The following is an 18,680-nucleotide window of genomic DNA, read 5'->3' on the forward strand; positions in this document are numbered from 1 at the left end:
AGCGATGCGCTGTTCGCAACAGCGCCGCATCGCCAGCCCGTGGTGACGACACGACAGCGCCGCATTGGCAAGGACTTGACGGAAAATATCGGCATGACGTTACCGCTTTACCCACGCCTCCGCGCAACAGCAGCGAGGGCAGCGACAGCACGCAGCGGCATCGCGCTCCTGCTCGCAGTCATCATCAGTCACCCGGCGCTCGCCAGCGACGCAGCAGTCAAGGACGCCGCCGAGGGCTATCGCTTTGGCGACGGCAAACGTGTCAATTCCGCGTTGGCGCAAGCCCGTGGCCACCTGCTTGAACACTACGTCGAATACTGGGCGCTCCGGTTGCGGATCGACACCGCCAGTGCCGCCGAAATCGAACGCTTCCTGAAAGTGTCGGCCGGTAGCGCAGTGGGCGACCGCATGCGCACCGACTGGCTCAAGCAGCTCGGCAGGACGGGCGACTGGGTGCGCTTCGAGCAGGTCGGGCAGGGCTTTGATACCGACGACAGCGAGATCGCCTGCTTTCGCGCCACGCTGGCTGTGCGCAACGGCAGCAAAGAAGTGCAGCCGGTGCCGCGTGGCATCTGGGAAGACCGCCTGACCGAAGCTTGCGCTGATGCCTTCGCCTCGCTGGTGCGGGCGAAGCAATTGACTGCGGAGGACGCGCTCTGGCGGTTCCGCACCACGGCGGACGGCGGCACGCTGCTGGCGGCGTCCCGCGTGGCTGATGTGCTGGGCGATGGCGTGGCGCCGCAACCCGATGCCTTGCAACGCGCGCACAGTAACCCGGAGGCGCTGCTGCGTGGTGGTGCGTTCGCTTCACGCGCCGCGCGCGAGGCTGCGCTCTACGCGCTAACGAGGCTGGCCCGTAGCGATGTGGTCAAGGCGCGCGCCGCCTGGGCGCCGATCCGCAGCAGGTTCAGCGACGACGAGCAACGCTACGCCGCCGGGCAGCTTGCCTACGCCAGTGCACGCCGGCTCGACACTGCCGAGGCCATGGAATGGGCCAAACGGGCGCAGGACGGCGAGCAGTTCACCCGCCTGGGTGACTGGCAGGCGGCGTGGATCGCCCGCGCTGCTCTTCGTGCGGGCGCGTGGAAAGACGTGCAGCGGGCGATTGCGGCGATGAGTCCCGCCGCCAATGGCGGGCAGGCGGACCCGGCGTGGCGCTACTGGAAGGCGCGTGCACTGGTGGCACTGGGCGAGCCGCTGACGGCGCAACCGATCTACGTCGATCTGGCGAAAGAGCCCAGCTACTACGGTCTGCTGGCTGCGGAGGAAATCAACGCCGCGCTGCCCACGGTGGCCACCCTCAACGGTGGCGCGCTGAAACTGAGCGAGGTTGACTTCAAGCGCTTCGACCAGTCACCCGCTGCGAAACGGGTGCTCAAGCTCTCCGAGCTCGGGCTCCGCGCCGACGCGGCGCGCGAGTGGTACAGCGTGGTGAAGGATTACAACGACGCCGATTCGCTGGCCGCCGCTGAATGGATGCGTCGCAAGGGCATCTGGGATCGCTCGATCAATACGGCAGAGCGCACCAAGGCGCAGCATGATTTCAGCCTGCGCTTCCAGATGCCGTACAAGGACGAGATCAAGAAGGCCGCTACCCAGGCGGCGCTCGACCACGCGCTGGTGTTTGGTCTGATCCGGCAGGAGTCCCGCTTCTGGGCCGAGGCGGTGTCATCGGCGGGCGCGCTGGGCTTGATGCAGGTGATGCCGGCCACCGGCAAGTGGATCGCCGGACAATTGAAAGCCAGCGAATATCGCCCGAGTCACCTGGCCGACGTGGCGGTAAACACCGGCTTTGGCGCCTTCTATTTGCGCACCGTGCTCGACCAGATGGGGGGGTCGGAGCCGATGGCCGCGGCGTCCTACAACGCCGGCCCCGGCCGCGCCCGGGCGTGGCGGGCCGATGTACCGCTCGAAGGCGCGATCTACGCCGAATCCATCCCGTTCAATGAAACCCGCGACTACGTGAAAAAGGTGCTCGCCAACGCCGTCTGGTACGCGCACCTGCAGGGCTCGGGCAACACCTCGCTGAAATCGCGATTGGGGATAATCCCTGCCAGATAGGGGCAATTGGCGCCTCGCGGCGTCTCTGTCGGCGTACGAAACGCCTCGCCTCGTCGCCGCGATCGCTTTCGTCATTCGTCACTCCTCATTCGTCATTGGTTATTGGTCATTCGTCCTGCGAAGCAACTCATCATGAACATCCTCATCCTCGGCGGCAGCGGTTTCGTTGGCCTCGCCATTTGCAGCAAACTGGTGGCCGCCGGCCACAGTGTTACCGTCCCCACCCGTCTGCGTGACCACGCGCGTAACCTGTTTCCGTTGCCCAGCGTGACGGTGGTCGAGGCTGATGTCTACGACGCCGGCGCACTGGTGCGACTGGCCTCCGGCATGGACGCGGTGATCAATCTGGTCGGCGTGCTGAACGGCGATTTCGAGCGCGCGCATGTCACGCTCACGCAGAACGCCATCGCCGCCTGCAAGGCTGCTGACGTCTCGCGCTACCTGCACATGAGCGCGCTCGGCGCGTCAGAAAACGGCCCCAGCCAGTACCAGCAGACCAAGGCCAGGGCTGAGGCGGCGGTGCGTGCTAGCGGGCTGGACTACACGATCTTCGCGCCCTCGGTGATCTTCGGTCGCGGGGATTCCTTCCTGAACAAGTTCGCCGCGATGGTCAAGCTGTTGCCGCCGTTCATGCCGATGGCACTGCCTGGCGCATCGGCGCGCTTCCAGCCGGTGTGGGTGGACGATGTGGCGCGTGCCTTTGTAGCGGCGCTGACCACGCGCGCCACCGTCGGCCAGCGCTACGAGCTGGCCGGCCCCAAGGCCTACTCGTTGCGCGAACTGGTGCGCTACGTGATGACGCTCGCCGACGATCGTCACGCCATCATCGGCCTGCCGGGTTTCGTGTCATCGCTGCTCGGCGCCGTGCTCGGCCATCTGCCCGGCAAGGTGCTGACCACGGACAACGTGCGCTCAATGTCGGTGGACAACGTGACGGACGCTGCCTGGCCCGCGTTCGCTGGCAGCCGCGCCGCGCTGGAGGACATCGCGCCGACTTACCTGGGCCGCGTCGCGTCGTTTGACGAATTCGCGCTGGCACGGGAAAAGGCCGGGCACTGAAGCGCCTGCCCTATTGGCTTTTGGTCAAAACGACCATTCGACATGGGCTCCAACGTCGTTTTCGCTAGAAGTCAATATCCAACCATTTCCAGCCTTGAGACCAGATTGAATGGGCGTTTCCGAGAAAAGTTGTTTCCCCGATGAGCGCTCTCGATCCTGATCTCGCCGCCTACTTCGCCAGCCTCGGCACGCTGTTTCCGCCGCTGCCGGCGGACCCGACGCCGCTGGAGCGCCGCGCGCGCTACTGGGCGCTGGTGGGGCTCGGGCGCACGCCGTTACCGTCAAGCGTCACGATGAACGACGTGCAGCTCGATCTCGCGTCCGGCAAGGTTGGCGTGCGCCTGTTCTACGGGCACGACGGCGCCGACGAGCCGGTGCCGACCATCATCTACTTTCACGGCGGCGGCTGGGTGGTGGGCGACGCCGACACCCACACCGTCACCTGCGCCCGCCTCGCGCACGAGGCGAACGCGCTGGTGGTCAGCGTGGACTATCCGCTCGCGCCCGAAGCACACTGGCGCACCATCACCGATGCCTGCTTCGAAGCTGCGTCCGCCATCGCAGCGGATCGTGTGGCGCAAGATGCTGGTGCTCCAATCGCCCTGGCGGGCGACAGCGCCGGCGCGCATCTCGCCGCCGTCACCGCGCTGCGCGCGCGCGACGAAGGCAACTTTCACATCGCGCTGCAGGCGCTGCTGTATCCGACGGTCGCGCCGGATTTCGACACACCGAGCTACAGCGAGTTCGCCGCCGGCCCCGGCCTCACGCGCACCGACATGCAGTGGTACTGGCGGCACTTCGCGGGCGACGATCAGGCGGCCAACGACTACCGCATCGCCCCCACGCGCGCCGCGTCGCACGCCGGCCTGCCCCCTGCCTACGTGGTTACGGCCGGGCGCGACCCGCTGCGCGACGAAGGGCGCAGCTACGTGCGGCAACTGCGCGGCGCAGGCATCGAGGTTGCGCATGACGAGTTTGATTCGCTGCCGCACGGCTTTCTGCGCATGGCGAAGTACAGCGCCGCCACCGATGCCGCGATTGCGCGGCTGAACCGGCGTATCGGCGAGCTGCTGCGCGCTTCGCGCTCCTGAAAGCCCACGTTTGAACTTCATCACCGATCCCTGGTTTTACGTCTGGGCGATCCCCGCAGTCATCATTACCGGCATCTCGAAAACGGGCCTCGGCGCAGGCGTCGGTGGCGTGGCGGTGCCGATGATGAGCCAGGTCATCGCGCCGGGCGCTGCCGCCGGCATCATGCTGCCGATCCTCTGCGTGATGGATGTGCTCGGCCTGCGCGCCTATCGCGGCAAGTGGGACTGGCAAAGCGTGAAGCACATGATGCTGCCGGCCATTCTCGGCATCGTGATCGGCGCGCTGAGCTTCGGCTCGCTATCGGTCAACACCACCAAGGCGCTGCTCGGCGGCATCTCGGTCGCCTTCTCGATTTATCAGCTGATTCCGGCGCTGCGTGACCTCAAAACCTGGCTGCCCGAATGGCTGCGACCGTGGCTGTGGTGCGGGCTCTCCGGTTTCACCTCCACCCTCGCACACGCCGGCGGACCGCCGATCACCATCTACCTGTGGCCCAAGAAGATCGACCGCATGCAGTTCATGGCGATCACCGTCGTGTTCTTCACCGTCGTCAACGCGGTCAAACTGATCCCCTTCGCCATCCTCGGCCAACTGAGCCTCAGCAATCTCGCCACCTCGCTGGTGCTGATGCCCTTCGCTCCGGTGGGCGTCTGGCTCGGGGTGCGCCTAAACAACGTCATCAACGACGTCATCTTCCGACGGGTGACGCTGGCTTGTTTGTTCCTTTTGGGCGTGCGGTTGCTTTATGAGGGGTTGAAGTAGTTCAATCCGTAGCCTCGATGCAACGAAGTGAAATCGAGGACCACCGTTAGCGACCCAAAATGCCTCGATTCCGCTGCGCTGCATCGCGGCTACGACGGTCACGATATTCGCGGCTAAGTTGACCGCCGCTCCGCCAAAATAGCGGGATGAACACTGCCACTGCCATCACGCTGGTCGCTGTCGACTGCGCTTATCCTGAACTTGCTGCCAAGGCGCTGGCGCGTTCCGCTGCGGCACTGCCAGTTGCGCGCACGCTGCTGCTGACGGATCGCGACATCGCGCATGCGGGCGTGGAGGTGCAGCGCATTGCGCCGATCCGCTCGCGGGCGGCTTACTCGCAGTTTGTGTTGAAGGAGTTGGGGAACCACATACACACCGACTATGCGCTGGTTGTGCAGTGGGATGGCTTCGTCATCGACGGCGATGCGTGGGCCGATGAGTTCTGGAACTACGACTACATCGGCGCCCGCTGGCCGCATGTGCCGGGCGAGTTTCGCGTTGGCAACGGCGGCTTTTCATTGCGCTCCAAGAAGCTGCTCGACGCGTTGCGCGATGACGCCATCACGCTGGGCGAAGACAACGAGGACGAAGCGATCTGCATCCGCCATCGCGAACTGCTGGAACGCAAGTACGGCATCGTGTTCCCCGACGAGCGCGTGGCCGACCGTTTTGCGTTCGATGTGTCGCGCCCGAACGGCCCGACGCTCGGCTTTCATGGCGTGTTCAATTTCTGGCAGGTGTTGAGCGATGAGGAGCTGATCACCTTCTCGCGTACCGCGCCGGAGGCCATTGCCGAGGGCCTGGGCTTCGGTGCGCTGTGCCGCAATTTGGTCGATCTCAAGCGCATCGACGTTGCGCGCGAGTTTGTCACCCGCCGTCTGGCATCAGTGCCCGGCGACGTGCTCGGGCTCGACCTGCGCGCGCGGCTGGATGCGCTGCGCGCTCCCGCCGTGGCCGCCACCGCTCCAGTGGCAGCCATCAAGGCCCCTGCATCGCGCAACGACCCGTGCCCCTGCGGTAGCGGCAAGCGCTACAAGGAATGCCACGGAAAAGTCGGGGCGGCGAGTTCCGGCGCTGCCGGTGCATCGCCGACGATCAATGTCGAAGCGGTGTTGGCAGAAGCCGTGCAGTTGCATGAACAGGGCAATATCCAGGCCGCTGTTGAGCGCTATGCCCGTGTGCTGCAGCAGGAGCCGGAGAACCCCACCGCGCTGCACTACGCCGGGCTTTCGCAATACCAATCGGGGCAGCCGTCGGCCGCCCTCGAACTGATGTGGCGGTCGGTGCGGCTGTTCGATCAGGAGCCGGAGTTTTTCAGCAACATCAGTGCTGCGGCGTGGACGGCGGGTCGTTACGACGAAGGCCGCTGGGCGGCAGCGCGCGCGCTGGCACTGAACGCCGATCATGTGGGCGCGCTCAACAACCTAGGCTTCAACCTGCGCTCGCTGAACGACATCACCGGCTCGCTCGCCGCATTCGACCGCGCGCTGCAGCTCGCGCCAGCATTCGACTATGCGCGCTGGAATCGAACCTTCTCATTGCTCGCGAACGGTGACTACGCGCAGGGTTTTGCCGATTACGAGCTGCGTCTGAAATTTCCGCAGACACAACCGAGCGGCAAGATTCCGGCAGCGCCGATGTGGAAGGGTGTAGCGCCAGCGGCGACGACGCACGGCGGCCCGCCGCGAACATTGCTGATGTGCGAGCAGGGCCTGGGCGACACCTTCATGTTCGCGCGATTTGTACCGCTGGTGCTGGCGCGCGGGTTTGACGTCACCTTCGCCGTCAAGCGCTCGCAGGTGGCGCTGATGCAGCAGTCGTTCCCTGACGTGAAGGTGATCACGGTGGGCCAACACGAGGCCATGACTTTTGACTGCTGGGCGGCATTGTGGTCACTACCTGCCGCGCTCGGCATCACGCTGGCCAATCTGCCGGCGCCCTCACGCTTTCTGCAGACTCGCGCGGAGGATGTGGCACGCTGGCGCGAACGGCTGGCCGCAGTGGCGGCCGGCAGCCAGACGCGGCCGAGCCCTGCGGCCGACTCATCCGCCGTTCGTGGTGAGCCTGTCGAACCACGAGCGTTGCGCATCGGCCTCGTCTGGCAAGGCCAGTTCGCCGGGCAGGACAACCAGATGGCAGAGCGCTCCATCCCGCCGCGCCTGATGCAGCGGCTGGTCGAAGCACACCCCGAGCACATCTGGGTATCGCTGCAACACGGCGCACCACCACTCGCCACCGCGAAGATGATCGACTGGACGGCGGACATGGTGGAGTTCACCCAGATGGCAGCACTGATCGACGCCCTCGACCTCGTCATCAGCATCGACACCGGCGCCGCCCATCTGGCCGCCGCGCTGGGCGCGAAGACTTGGGTGCTGCTGCGGGAAGCCGGCGACTGGCGCTACGGCGTCAGCGGCGAAACCTGCGCGTGGTCACCCACCATGCGCTTGTTCCGACAAGACCGCGCGCGGCGTTGGGAGCCGGTGCTCGCAAGCGTCAGCGAAACGCTGCGTGCACAGGCGTAGGGTGCAATCTCGTAGCACCCAAATGGATACCGCCCGATGACTTGAACTTCGCGCAGCGGCTCTTTCCCCGTTCGTGGTGAGCTTGTCGAACCATGAACTCGCAAGAGTTCGCAGAGCGGGTTTTAACCAACGGCAAATCGACAAAAACCACGATAAACCGGGGTGTCGTTTGTCTGTGCGAAGCCCCGAGGGCTTCATCTGATCGATGCTCAATCGCTTCGCGTTATCGGTAACGGGCAGCTAAGGGCATGTAAGTGGACCTACTCCACGTGCGCGTTGTTATACCGATCGCATATAGGTATAACTAGCAAACCTGCGAAAGATCAAGGGCTTGGCCGATGAACGTGCAAAACGCGAAATGCACTATAAAAAAGTTATACGCGCGATGCGCGTATAAAACACGTTAGGTGCCGAACATGCCACCGTCTCTGCCATCAAAGTCATTTCTTCGAGGCATGGAGCTATCCAAAAAGGATATTCTCGCGCTTGATTCGAAGCTGTTTAGTGCCGAAGAGAAGAAGGCATATATCAACCTTCTCTACGGCGCCCCCGATGAATGGTCTTGGAAGCGTGACCTTGAGTCTGCTACGAGCAACCTTCGTCGTTGGAGACTACTACTGGGCGACGAGCCAACTCCGGGTGCGTCCTATCGTGTGGCGCACGACAGATTATTGTTCCTTGCCAAGAACTATCCACCGAAGAAGGTTGGCCAAACGGTCACAGATTTCACCGATTGGATATTTCGCCTATATGTTCCTGAGCGGGACTACAGCAGTTTGCTGCGCGGCCAACAAATCGAACGCGAAATTGCAACTCTCCGAGTTCCTGCGCCTGTTCATTCTCGCTGGAAGCTGGAGTACAACGGCATGTCTGGTACAGACAGCGAGGCGTTTGAAATTTCCACACTCAAAATCAATGGCACGCCTCTAAGGGGGAAGCCGGATCTGGTGTTCCGAGAAAAGGGAACTAAGCGCATCCTCATCGTAGAGGTAAAGACCTCCGAGGCTGACATCCCTTCGAACGGCTGGCCCAATATGCGAGCACAACTGTGGGCCTACTCGAAGATTGACGCATGGCGCGACGCTGAAGAGATATTGCTTGTCGGCGAGGTCTGGGGTTTCAAGTACGGACTTCGTTTGCGGCAGTCTATTCGTTGGGTCAAGGGGGATCAAATACTTGAGCGAGAAAACGCGGAACTATTTGCCTGCTATAGCAACTACTGCGAGTCTATCGGTCATGCCCACAATGCCATCGGCACCTAACCCATCGTTGCAGGAGACGCTCCGCCTATCGGCGGCGCGCCCCTGAACTCAGACGCTAGGCACCCGCAGAGGTGAAGGTCACATTTCATTTCACGTTCGAGAAGGATTGGCGAACTGCTCCGCTTGCATTCTGGGTGCATGTGCCCGTTCCTGGCACAGCCACCGAGTGCAATCCGCCAGCGCCTGAAGCAGTTCCGCGTCTGGGTTTTCGCACCCTGCGAGTTCAGTTTGAAGAGCACGAGTTGCAGTTCAGTTCCCCAGCGCAGCTAGACCATTTCATTGAGGTTTTAGCTTCGAAGCCGATGCCAACATCCAGGCAGCTTTCATCGAAACGCGGCCTTCCAGTTGGCCCCAACGGCCATCGGCTCAGCCGCCTGCCAGCCGCGCTAAAGTCTCCAGGCAAGCGAGAGAAATTGGTGCAAGTCATGCGTACAGTAAGCGCTGAAGTGTCAAGCCATGCGACTGACCGGCCATAGCGGTGGATCTCCGTTGGTAGCGATTGAGCTCCAACGTTGAGCGTCACCATCTGCGCCTTGACTCAGATAGCCGCATCGCGGTTCCCGCAAACAAGACGGCGTAACAGGCATGGCGCGCCAACGGCAAACTTGATTGCACTTGCCAATTGACCCATCACAAGAAACTTCAACAGGAGCGCATCTGAACGGCCCGAGCCCTCTGAACAAGCATCCGATGGCGGGATTTCCGCAGGTGTGCTTCATCAAGAACACCGTGACGAATCCGAACATCGTTGTTGGGGACTACACCTACTACGACGATCCGGAAGACTCGGAGAACTTTGAACGCAATGTTCTCTATCACTTTCCGTTCATTGGCGACCGTCTGGTCATCGGCAAGTTTTGTGCGATCGCGCGTGGCGCAAAGTTCATCATGAACGGCGCCAACCACAAGGTCTCTGGCATCTCCACGTATCCGTTCTATATCTTCGGCAACGGATGGGAAAAGGTCATGCCTCAGCCTGGTGATTTGCCGTACAAAGGCGATACGGTCATCGGGAACGACGTCTGGATCGGGTATGACTGCCTGATCATGCCCGGCGTAAAGATTGGCAATGGAGCGATCATTTCGTCACGGTCTGTTGTCGTGAGCGATGTGCCACCCTACACCGTCGTCGGGGGCAACCCGGCAAAGGTAATCAAGGAACGTTTCCCTGCCGACGTGGTGCAGGCGCTTGAGGAAATTGCCTGGTGGGACTGGCCCATCGAGAAAATTTCAAGACACCTGGCCGTGATCGTGTCCGCAGATGTTGAGGCGTTGCGAGCGTGTGTCCGCAGTTAGGGAGACGCTGCGCGTCGGGGACTTGTTCAGCGTTTCCTGGCTGCTGATCGCAACGTCACGGCGCAAAAGAAGTTCCGCACGTTGCGTTCACGAAGCTGCGAATCGCGATCCATGTGATGTGTTGCGCGCCGCCGGCTACGGCGTCAGTGAACGCAAGAGTGCCTTTCATGGCGAACATCGCACGCAGAAGAACCAACATGCTGTCAGTTGCGGCGTCCGAGGCGCGGTTTAGAGGCGGCTGATCTGAGTCGGTAAAGTGTAGTTCGGATGCAGCGGTATCGCCAACGCCGGTTCCGCCGATAGCGGCTCCCGATTTCATGGCGGTAGCTCACGGCCCTGCCTGTGATCGCCCTGATGGCAAACTACCCGTCCAACTCCGTGAGCCACCCATGCCCAACTACCTTTTTCTTGTCACCTCCACCCGTGAACCAGACCATCTGGGCAACAGCGAATGGCTGGCTCGCAAGGCCGCAGCCGCACTCCCGGCGACCGCGCTGCAAACCTGGCTGCATCTCGCGCACATGAGCTTGCCGCCGTTCGTCGATCTGCGGCATACCGTCGGCACCTACCCGATGCCCGAGGGCGATTTGCGTACGCTGCTGGACGCGACGATGGCTTGCACTGATCTTGTACTGGTGACGCCGGTGTACTGGTACTCGTTCCCCAGCAGCCTGAAGACTTACCTCGACCACTGGAGCGCCTGGCTGCGGGTGCCGGGCCTGGGCTTCAAGGACGCGATGGCGCGGAAGCGCATGCATGTGATAACCACCAGCGGTGACCGCGCCAAGGCGCAGCCGATGTTCGATTCGGCGCGGCTGTGTGCGCAGTTCTGCGGCATGGCCTATGGCGGCGAACTGTGGGGCAAGGGCGGGCCGCCGAATGCAGTGCAGAGCGATGCCGCGGCCATCGCGCAGGCGGCGCAGTTTTTCAAGACAGCCGGCTGAAATTCACCAGATGCGTCGGCAAAATCGTTGCGATTGCGTCTGTCCAAGTGCGGCTGAATCAGTCGCAGCAGTCGTCGCCGCAAGGCACTGACTGCATCGCCAACAAAATAACGCCGGGGAACTCATGTCATCTGCCAGCCAATGCCGTTTTCGGCGCCTCCCGCCCTTGCTTGGGGCCTCCGTTTCCGCGCTGCTCGCGTGCGCCGCACTGGCGGGCGCAACGAGTGAGTTTGACGAGCCACTCGTCGAACTGCACGCGCACGATTGCGCCACCGAAGGCCATGCGCCGCCCGCAGCTGATCGCGGAAAGGCGGCGACGGTGCCGACGCTGGTGAACTACGCGCTGACACCGACGGTGATCCCGTCCACCGCCACCGGGACCGTGCGGCTTGCCACCCGCATCGACGGCCCGGCGCCGACCTCGGTGCAGCTGGTGTCGAACTGGGGCACGACCTACAACCTGGTGGATAACGGTACCAGCGGCGACGCGACGGCAGGCGATGGCGTGTACTCGGTGCTGCTGCCGGTGCAGCAGATCCTTTCGCGCCGGACCACAGACGACGTGTTCCGCGTGGACATCGGCTTTATCGACGTCTACTCGGGTTCGACGCGGACGATGCGCGTCAACGGTTCCGCGCAGGTGCGTGCACCGGAAATCCCGGCGGTGACAGTGAAGTCGCTTGGCGCCAATGCGCAGATGTCGCAGCACATTCTTAATGTCTCGCCGGCAGCGCTGTTCCGCACCCACAATCTCACGACGCCTGATATTGCGTCGGTGGCGCAGGTGGCGTACCAGTATCTCGCCGATCAGTTCGACTTTGTGAATATCGTGTTCGATCGCGCGCAGATCGAGAGCCGCTACCACTTCTATACGCGCAACGCCGTGAGCGGAATTGGCGGGTCGCTGGTCAACAACAATGGTCAGTACGGCGGCAGCAGCAAGCTGATCGGCATCACCGTGTTCCCGCTGTCGGACTATTTCGACGGCGCCTCGCCCGCTCACCAGCACGAGTTGGGGCATCAGTGGATCAACTTCCTCGCCAACAGCACCACGTCGAGTGGCTCGCCGCACTGGCCGGCGTCAACGATGGCGGCTGACATCATGGGCCTGTCGATTCCGGGCAGCGGCGCGGGTGGCAATTTTGGCTGCAAACTGACGCCGGAAGGCAACGGGCTTCGTACCGCTGCGCTGAGTGCCTCGCGTGCAATGAGCTTCAACCCGCTCGATCTCTACCTGATGGGCCTGATGCCAGCGTCCGAAGTGCCCGATCAGTGGGTGGTGACCGACAGCAACTTCGGCGCCAACTGGGCGACGCTCTGCGACGGCCGCCTGTTGACCAGCGGCTTCACACGATTGACCGTCAACGATGTGATCGCTGCCAACGGCACTCGCTCGCCCGCCTACACATCATCGCAGCGCACCTTCCGGGTAGCGACGGTGGTGGTGTCCGACGGCCTGCTGTCGGCCGATGCGATGGCGTTCTACAACTATTTTGCGCAGCGGATGGAGGCGCGTGAACGCTTGCCGATGCATGAAGGGTTCAGCAAGCAGCTCAGTGCGCCATTCTTTGTGGCCACGGGTGGTCGTGGCGCACTGATTGCCACGGTCGATACCGCTGTCGTGGTGCCGACGCGCCTGACCGTCGTGGAATATTTCCACGCCGGGCTCAACTATTACTTCATGACTTCGCGCGACAACGAAAAGGCGTTGCTGGATGGCGTTCCGGCCTGGGCGCGAACGGGCGTGACCTTCCCGATGCTGGCCTACCCGGAGCCGGCGGTGAGCGGCAATGTGCGCTTCTACTTCGACAAGATCGCGAAGGGTGGCACCCGCGGCAGCCACTTCTATACGATCAATACGGCCGACGTCACGGCGCTGACGGCGCTGAACCCGACCAACGCCGCCATCGCGCAGAAGCCGCAGAACGAAGGCGTGGACAGCTTCGCCTATCGTCCGAATGGCAGCGGTGTCAGCGCCACCTGCGCCGCCGGGCAGGTGCCTGTGTATCGCCTGTTCCGCGGCAGCAAGTTCCCGGACGATCCGAACCATCGCTTCACCACATCACTTGCGGTGTACAACCAGTTTGTGGCGCAGAACTGGGATGGCGAGGGCGTGGCGTTCTGCGTGCCGGCGAATTGATACGAGGGCTTTGCGTTAGAAAACTTCATAACGGCTCAGTGGCGAAAGCCCCATTCCCACTGGGCTAAGCGCGGAAAAATGCCTGATGTCGACTTCTGGCGTTTTATGGGGTTTTGCCCTTTGCGCACGCCATTCGACTGCAAAGCTGAGTGCCCAGCAGTGCGTGCCTAGCCAGCACCCTCGAAACCCAGCTGCCGCCAGGCTTCGTAGACCGTTACCGCGACCGCGTTGGATAGATTGAGGCTGCGGATTGCCGGGCGCATCGGCAACCGCAGTTGCCGCTCGGGCGTGAAATCGGCAAGCACGGTCGCCGACAGGCCACGCGCTTCCGAGCCAAACACAAAGGCATCGTTGTGCTGGAGCACCGTTTCGTGCGGCGAGCGGACGCCGCAGGTCTCGATGGCGAACCAGCGCGTCACCCCCTGCGTCGCGAGCGCGGTCTTGCAGGCCGACCAGTCGTCGTGCACCTGCATGGTGGCGTATTCGTGATAGTCGAGCCCGGCGCGACGCATGCGGGCGTCGTCGAGCGGAAAGCCAAGCGGGCGCACCAGATGCAGCGTAGCGCCGGTGTTGGCGCACAGGCGGATGACATTGCCGGTATTGGGCGGGATCTCCGGCTCCACCAGAACGACGTGAATCACGGCGCTAACCCTTCGCTAATCACTGCACTGCGCATCAAGTCACTGCCCGGTTGAATTTCACGGTCCGCTCGCGCCGCCGCAGCGGCTGCACGCGTGCCAGCACCAGCGCATCCACCTGCGCGGCCCCGGCAGCTAGCGCTACGCGGGCCAGCTCGTTCAGCGTGGCGCCGGTGGTGAGCACGTCATCAACCAGCAGCACTGATTCACCTGCGAGTGAACGCGTTGCCGCGAAGGCGCCGCGAACGTTGCGCCGCCGCTCGATCCAGTTCAGCCGTTGCTGCACATCGGTCTCACGGATGCGGACCACGGCATTGTTGTCAACGTGCAGATCGGCGTCGGCGAAGCGGCGCGCAAATTCGCGCGCGATCAACAGCGCCTGGTTGTAGCCGCGCGCTTGCAACCGCTCTGGCGCCAGTGGCACCGGCAGCAAGGTCGCGCCGCGGGCGAACGGCCAGGCGTGCCCGTCCAACGCATCCTCGGCCGCCCAGCGGTACACCGCAAACGCATGCCTGTACTTGGCGGCGAGCAGGGCCGCATCAAACGGGAAGGCATATGACCACGGCGCCAGCAGGCGCTGCCACTGCGGCGGGCGTTTCAGGCAGCGGCCACAGACCTGGCCATGCACCGATGCCAGCTGACAACGCGGGCAGGCATCGGCGCCAACACGCGGCAGCGACGACGCGCAGGGCTCGCAGATGGCCTCCGGCCCGGCGTCGCCGCAGAGCAGGCAGCTTTGCGGCAAGGCACGATCACGCACGCGCGCCAGCACCGGCGCGGCGGCACGGCGGACATCCTGATACAGCGTGCGCAATAAAATCGTTGGCTCCTGTCGGTTCGGACCCTAAGCTCGCGCTGGCGCGACGCTGGCCGGATGTGACCGATTTTCCCATGTTGCCCGAGCCCGATTGCCGAGAGATGCTGCTGCCGTCACTACCTGTTGAAACGATCGCTGCCGAGGGCGCTGCAGGCCGCGATCAGGCGACGCCGGTCGATCTGCTGCTGTTGCACGGCTGGGGCTTGCACAGTGAATTCTTTCGGCCGTGGGCATCGTTACTGGCACCGCAATGCCGCATTCATCTGATTGATTTGCCCGGCCACGGACACAGCCCTGCGGTCGAGCCCTACACACTGGATGCGATGGCTGCAGCAGTCGCGAACGCGATGCAAGCAGTGGCGCCGACTTATGCTGTAGCTGGATGGTCACTCGGCGGCGCTGTAGCGCTACGGATGGCGATCGACTTTCCAGATGCCGTCAGCCATGTTGTCACGCTGGCGTCGTCGCCACGCTTTCTGCGCGCGGACGACTGGCAGCACGCCACTACGCCGCATGCGCTGGAGCTGTTGCGCGCCGGGCTTGCCCGCGACTACACCGGCACGCTGGCGCAGTTTTTCGAACTCAACATGGCAGGAAAATTCCGTGACCACGCCGACGCGCTGGCAGCGCTTGCAGTGAAACGTCCCGCCGTGCGTCCCGAGGTGCTGGCGCCGGGCGTCGCGCTGACCTCCGGCGTTGATTTGCGAGACGAGGTGGCAGCCATCCGCGCACCGCTGCTTGCCATCTCCGGTCGCCTTGATCGACTCAGCTACAGCCAGTCGAGTGCCTGGCTGGCACGCGCGACTGGTGGTCAGCACGTCGAACTGCCACATGCGGCGCATGTGCCGCATCTGTCGCATGGCGACGAGGTGGCCGCGCATGTACTGGCGCATCTGTCGTTGCCGCCCGGAGGCACCAGCGCTTGAATCCGAATCCGCTTGACCGGCAGGCCGTGCGCACCCGCTTTGGGCGCGCGGCGGCGACCTATGCTGAAGCCGCTGTGGTGCAACGCGAAGTAGGCAGCCGTCTGCTTGACCGCTTTGATGTCATGCGTCTGACGCCGACGCGCATCGTGGACGCCGGCTGCGGCCCCGGCACGCACACTGCTGCACTGGCGGCGCGGTTTCCGGCTGCCACGATCACGGCCGTTGATCATGCGGCGGCGATGGTGGAGCGAGCCGTGCCTTCCGTAGCAGCCCCCGAGACATCGTGGCTCGGGCGGCTGCTGGGACGCGGCCAGGCGATGGCCGCGCCAACGATCGAAGGCGTCGTATCTGACTTGCGGAGCATGCCGCTGGTGCGCGAAAGTTGCGACGTGGTGTGGAGCAATTTCGCGCTGCAATTTGTGGATGATCTCCCGGCCCTGTTTGCCGAGTGGAGCCGCGTGCTGAAGGTGGGTGGCGTGCTGATGTTCACCGCGCCCGGACCAGACACCATGATCGAGCTGCGCCGTGCGATCAACTTGGCGGGCGACGATGCTGCATGCCGGGTACACCAGTTCGCCGACCTCCATGACATTGGCGACATGCTGGTACACGCCGGCTTCGCCGATCCGGTGATGGACATGGAGGTCATCACGCTGGAGTACGCGAGCGCGGACGCCCTGTGGCGCGACCTGCGCGCGATGGGTGTTACCAACACGCTGGCTGCCCGGCCGCGCGGGCTGATGACGCCGCGACGGCTTGCTGCAGTTGCTGCAGCGCTTGACGCCGGGCGGCGCGGCGGTGGGCCGATCCGCATCAGCGTCGAGGTGGTCTATGGGCATGCCTGGAAGGCTGCTGCCAAAAAGACCGCAGAGGGGCATGGCATCGTGCGCATCGACGACATCCGGCGCGGACCGCGCACGACGAAGTGACCGGCTAACGCCGTTGTCCGCGAACGGTCAGCAACACCCGGTCAAGTTCGGTCCCTGCGCTGTCGAGCAGTCGAATCACGTGATCGCCCGGCTGCGGGCTCCATCGAACAGGTAATGTGGCGCAACCCAGCGATGTGTCGTTGACCTGCCAGCAGCCCGCGCGAGCCGAGTCGCCGCTGGCGAGCTGGATCATCTGGCGGCCAGCCGGAATATCCGGATCCAGTGCAACGATGGTGCCATCAGTCGGCGCCGTGATGCGGGCGCCAACGCCCTGCGCTTCGCGTACGGCAACCAGCGTCGTTGCTGGCTCGGTGCCGCGCACGAACCACTCGTCGCGCGTGGCTTCGATGCGACCTTCGTCGGCGGTGAATTGGACCCGGCGCTTGACGAGCCCGGCAGGTGGATCGCGAAAACGGCTGGTCCCCAGCTTCGCTGCCGCCGCTTCCATCACATCCGCCCAGATCGGCCCGGCCCCTGTGATGCCGGTGACGTTGTGCATTGGTGCGCCACTCGCGTTGCCGACCCAGACGCCGACGGTGACGTGCGCGTTGAACCCGACTGACCAGTTGTCGCGCATGTCCTTGCTGGTCCCGGTTTTCACCGCGGCCCAGTGCGATAGCGCGAGCGGGTTGTCGAAGCCGAAAGTGACATAGCGCGCACCGCGATCAGAGAGCATGTCGGCGAGCAGCCAGGCAGTGTTCTCCGAAAAGAGGCGTGTGACTTTTGTCGGAGCGGCTTCGCCACGACCCGATTCATTCGGGCAGACGCTGGTCGCGGTAGCGCCGCTCCGGCAGGTAAAGATAGGGCTGGACCACTTCCCGCCATTCGCAATGGCACGATAAGCATTGGTCAGGTCCAGCAAGGTCACGTCCGCGCTGCCGAGCGCGAGCGAGAAACCGTAGTGATCGGGATCGTTGATCAGCGTGCTGAGCCCGGCACGACGTAGCAACGCATGGGCAGGGGCCACCCCAACCAGTGTCAGCGCGCGGATCGCCGGGACATTCAGCGAGGACGCGAGCGCCGTACGCACGCTCACTGGTCCGACGTACTCATGCGCATAGTTCTGCGGTGTGTAGGCGCCGCCGCCGACATCGACGGAGAACGGCGAATCGTCAAGAAGCGTTGCCGCCGTGAACAGGTTTTGCTCAATGCCCAGACCGTAGATGAACGGCTTCAGCGTCGAGCCCGCCTGGCGCGGAGAGCGCGCAGCATCCACTTCACCCGCCGCCGACAACCGGCCCGAGGAGCCAACATAGGAGAGTACCTCGCCACTCGCATTGTCGATCACCACGACCGCTGCATCGTGAGCGTTGCGACCGCCGAGCTGCTGCAGATGCTTGGCGATGGCGTCGCGCGCCGCGAGTTGCAGATCACGGTCAATGCTGCTTTGTGTGGCCGGTGCGGGCAGCAGGCGCGCAAGGTGCGGCGCAATCATCTCGCCCTGATCGCGCAGATTGCCTGCGCTGCCCCAGCGATCCATGACATAGGCAATCTGGGCGCAATCAGCCCGCGCATCAAGGCCACGCATGACCTCGCAGGCACGCCGCTCAACGGTTGCACGCGGCGCCTGCGGGGCGCGGATCAGCGCCGCCAGCACCGCTGATTCGGTGGCGTTCAAGCCATGCGGCGCTTTGCCGAATAGCACCTCCGCAGCTGCGCCGACGCCCTGAATCTCGCCGCGAAAGAACACGCTGTTGAGATAGGTTTCAAGAATCTGCTGCTTTGTCCAGGTGCTTTCCAGTGACCATGCTGCCTGCGCCTGATCAATCTTTTGCTGCACGCTACGGCCGTCCGCTGCGCGAGCGAGCGTGCGATCCATCATTGCCGCCACCTGCATCGAGATGCTGCTGGCGCCACGCACCACACCACCTTGCCGCAGATTGGTGATGACGGCGGCGGCAGCCGCGCGCAGATCGACGCCACCATGCTCGAAGAAGCGCTTGTCTTCGGAAGCCAGCACCGCCTCAATCAGTGCCGGTGATGCTTCATCAAGTGTGACCCAGCGCGTGCGACGCACCTTGTCGTCGCTACGGATGTGGTGAATCACTGCACCATAGCGATCATGAATCAGCCGTTCGCTGGGTACGTGTGCCGCGCGTACGCTGTCGAACGCAGGCACAGCTGCGTGGGTCGCCAGCGCGAGCGACAACGCGGCGACCCCGGCGAAGGTGGCGACGAACACCTTGCTGCTCGTCCTGCCGCCGGGACCCCGCGTTCGCGGGGACGACC

The 18,680-nt window shown here is 63.7% G+C and carries 15 protein-coding genes; 11 read left to right on the top strand and 4 right to left on the bottom strand.

The window, feature by feature from the left end:
• The first annotated feature begins 93 nt into the window (after window positions 1-93).
• The 7 genes from FKL89_RS02650 to FKL89_RS02680 all read left to right on the top strand — a co-directional run bounded on the left by FKL89_RS02650 (window position 94) and on the right by FKL89_RS02680 (window position 10,057).
• Window positions 94-2,061, top strand: a complete 1,968-nt coding sequence (locus tag FKL89_RS02650) for a lytic transglycosylase domain-containing protein (protein ID WP_156861174.1) — start codon at window positions 94-96, stop codon at window positions 2,059-2,061.
• 132 nt (window positions 2,062-2,193) lie between these two features.
• Window positions 2,194-3,120, top strand: coding sequence for a complex I NDUFA9 subunit family protein (locus FKL89_RS02655; RefSeq protein ID WP_156861175.1), 927 nt, complete (start codon window positions 2,194-2,196; stop codon window positions 3,118-3,120).
• A gap of 140 nt (window positions 3,121-3,260) precedes the next feature.
• On the top strand, window positions 3,261-4,211 hold the full coding sequence (locus FKL89_RS02660) for an alpha/beta hydrolase (RefSeq protein WP_156861176.1): 951 nt from the start codon (window positions 3,261-3,263) through the stop codon (window positions 4,209-4,211).
• 10 nt (window positions 4,212-4,221) lie between these two features.
• Entirely contained in the window at window positions 4,222-4,974 is a 753-nt protein-coding gene (locus FKL89_RS02665; protein WP_156861177.1) for a sulfite exporter TauE/SafE family protein, read from the top strand.
• Between the two features lie 146 nt (window positions 4,975-5,120).
• Window positions 5,121-7,499, top strand: coding sequence for a DUF5672 family protein (locus tag FKL89_RS02670; protein WP_156861178.1), 2,379 nt, complete (start codon window positions 5,121-5,123; stop codon window positions 7,497-7,499).
• A 455-nt stretch (window positions 7,500-7,954) separates the two neighbouring features.
• Window positions 7,955-8,761, top strand: a complete 807-nt coding sequence (locus tag FKL89_RS02675; protein ID WP_156861179.1) for a hypothetical protein — start codon at window positions 7,955-7,957, stop codon at window positions 8,759-8,761.
• Between the two features lie 657 nt (window positions 8,762-9,418).
• Complete coding sequence (locus FKL89_RS02680; protein WP_156864513.1) at window positions 9,419-10,057, top strand: Vat family streptogramin A O-acetyltransferase; 639 nt, start codon at window positions 9,419-9,421, stop codon at window positions 10,055-10,057.
• Window positions 10,058-10,112: 55 nt separating this feature from the next.
• On the opposite strand, the gene FKL89_RS02685 is transcribed toward FKL89_RS02680, so the two are convergent.
• Window positions 10,113-10,376, bottom strand: coding sequence for a hypothetical protein (locus FKL89_RS02685; RefSeq protein ID WP_156861180.1), 264 nt, complete (start codon window positions 10,374-10,376; stop codon window positions 10,113-10,115).
• Between the two features lie 70 nt (window positions 10,377-10,446).
• Between FKL89_RS02685 and FKL89_RS02690 the strand changes: the two genes are divergently transcribed.
• Both FKL89_RS02690 and FKL89_RS02695 read left to right on the top strand, forming a co-directional pair.
• The gene (locus tag FKL89_RS02690; RefSeq protein WP_156861181.1) at window positions 10,447-11,001 is read left to right on the top strand and encodes an NAD(P)H-dependent oxidoreductase; all 555 of its coding nucleotides are present in this window, start codon (window positions 10,447-10,449) and stop codon (window positions 10,999-11,001) included.
• Between the two features lie 124 nt (window positions 11,002-11,125).
• A complete protein-coding gene (locus FKL89_RS02695; protein ID WP_156861182.1) occupies window positions 11,126-13,141 on the top strand; it encodes a choice-of-anchor X domain-containing protein in 2,016 nt (671 codons plus the stop codon).
• Between the two features lie 167 nt (window positions 13,142-13,308).
• Here FKL89_RS02695 and FKL89_RS02700 read toward each other — a convergent pair whose 3' ends face one another.
• A complete protein-coding gene (locus tag FKL89_RS02700) occupies window positions 13,309-13,782 on the bottom strand; it encodes a tRNA (cytidine(34)-2'-O)-methyltransferase (RefSeq protein WP_156861183.1) in 474 nt (157 codons plus the stop codon).
• Between the two features lie 34 nt (window positions 13,783-13,816).
• Window positions 13,817-14,593 carry a ComF family protein gene (locus FKL89_RS02705; RefSeq protein WP_162527370.1) on the bottom strand — a complete coding sequence of 259 codons (777 nt, stop codon included), beginning with the start codon at window positions 14,591-14,593 and terminating at the stop codon, window positions 13,817-13,819.
• A 62-nt stretch (window positions 14,594-14,655) separates the two neighbouring features.
• On the opposite strand from FKL89_RS02705, the gene FKL89_RS02710 reads away from it, so the two are divergent.
• Both FKL89_RS02710 and FKL89_RS02715 read left to right on the top strand, forming a co-directional pair.
• On the top strand, window positions 14,656-15,522 hold the full coding sequence (locus FKL89_RS02710) for an alpha/beta fold hydrolase (protein WP_162527371.1): 867 nt from the start codon (window positions 14,656-14,658) through the stop codon (window positions 15,520-15,522).
• Complete coding sequence (locus tag FKL89_RS02715) at window positions 15,519-16,451, top strand: methyltransferase domain-containing protein (protein WP_156861186.1); 933 nt, start codon at window positions 15,519-15,521, stop codon at window positions 16,449-16,451. Before FKL89_RS02710 ends, FKL89_RS02715 begins: the two co-directional genes overlap by 4 nt.
• A gap of 4 nt (window positions 16,452-16,455) precedes the next feature.
• Here the strand turns inward: FKL89_RS02715 and pbpC are convergent, their stop codons facing one another.
• Window positions 16,456-18,633: a penicillin-binding protein 1C gene (pbpC, locus tag FKL89_RS02720; RefSeq protein WP_156861187.1), complete on the bottom strand. Its 2,178-nt coding sequence runs from the start codon at window positions 18,631-18,633 to the stop codon at window positions 16,456-16,458.
• Window positions 18,634-18,680 lie beyond the last annotated feature (47 nt).

It is taken from the genome of Casimicrobium huifangae (genome assembly GCF_009746125.1).
GTDB classification, from domain to species: domain Bacteria; phylum Pseudomonadota; class Gammaproteobacteria; order Burkholderiales; family Casimicrobiaceae; genus Casimicrobium; species Casimicrobium huifangae.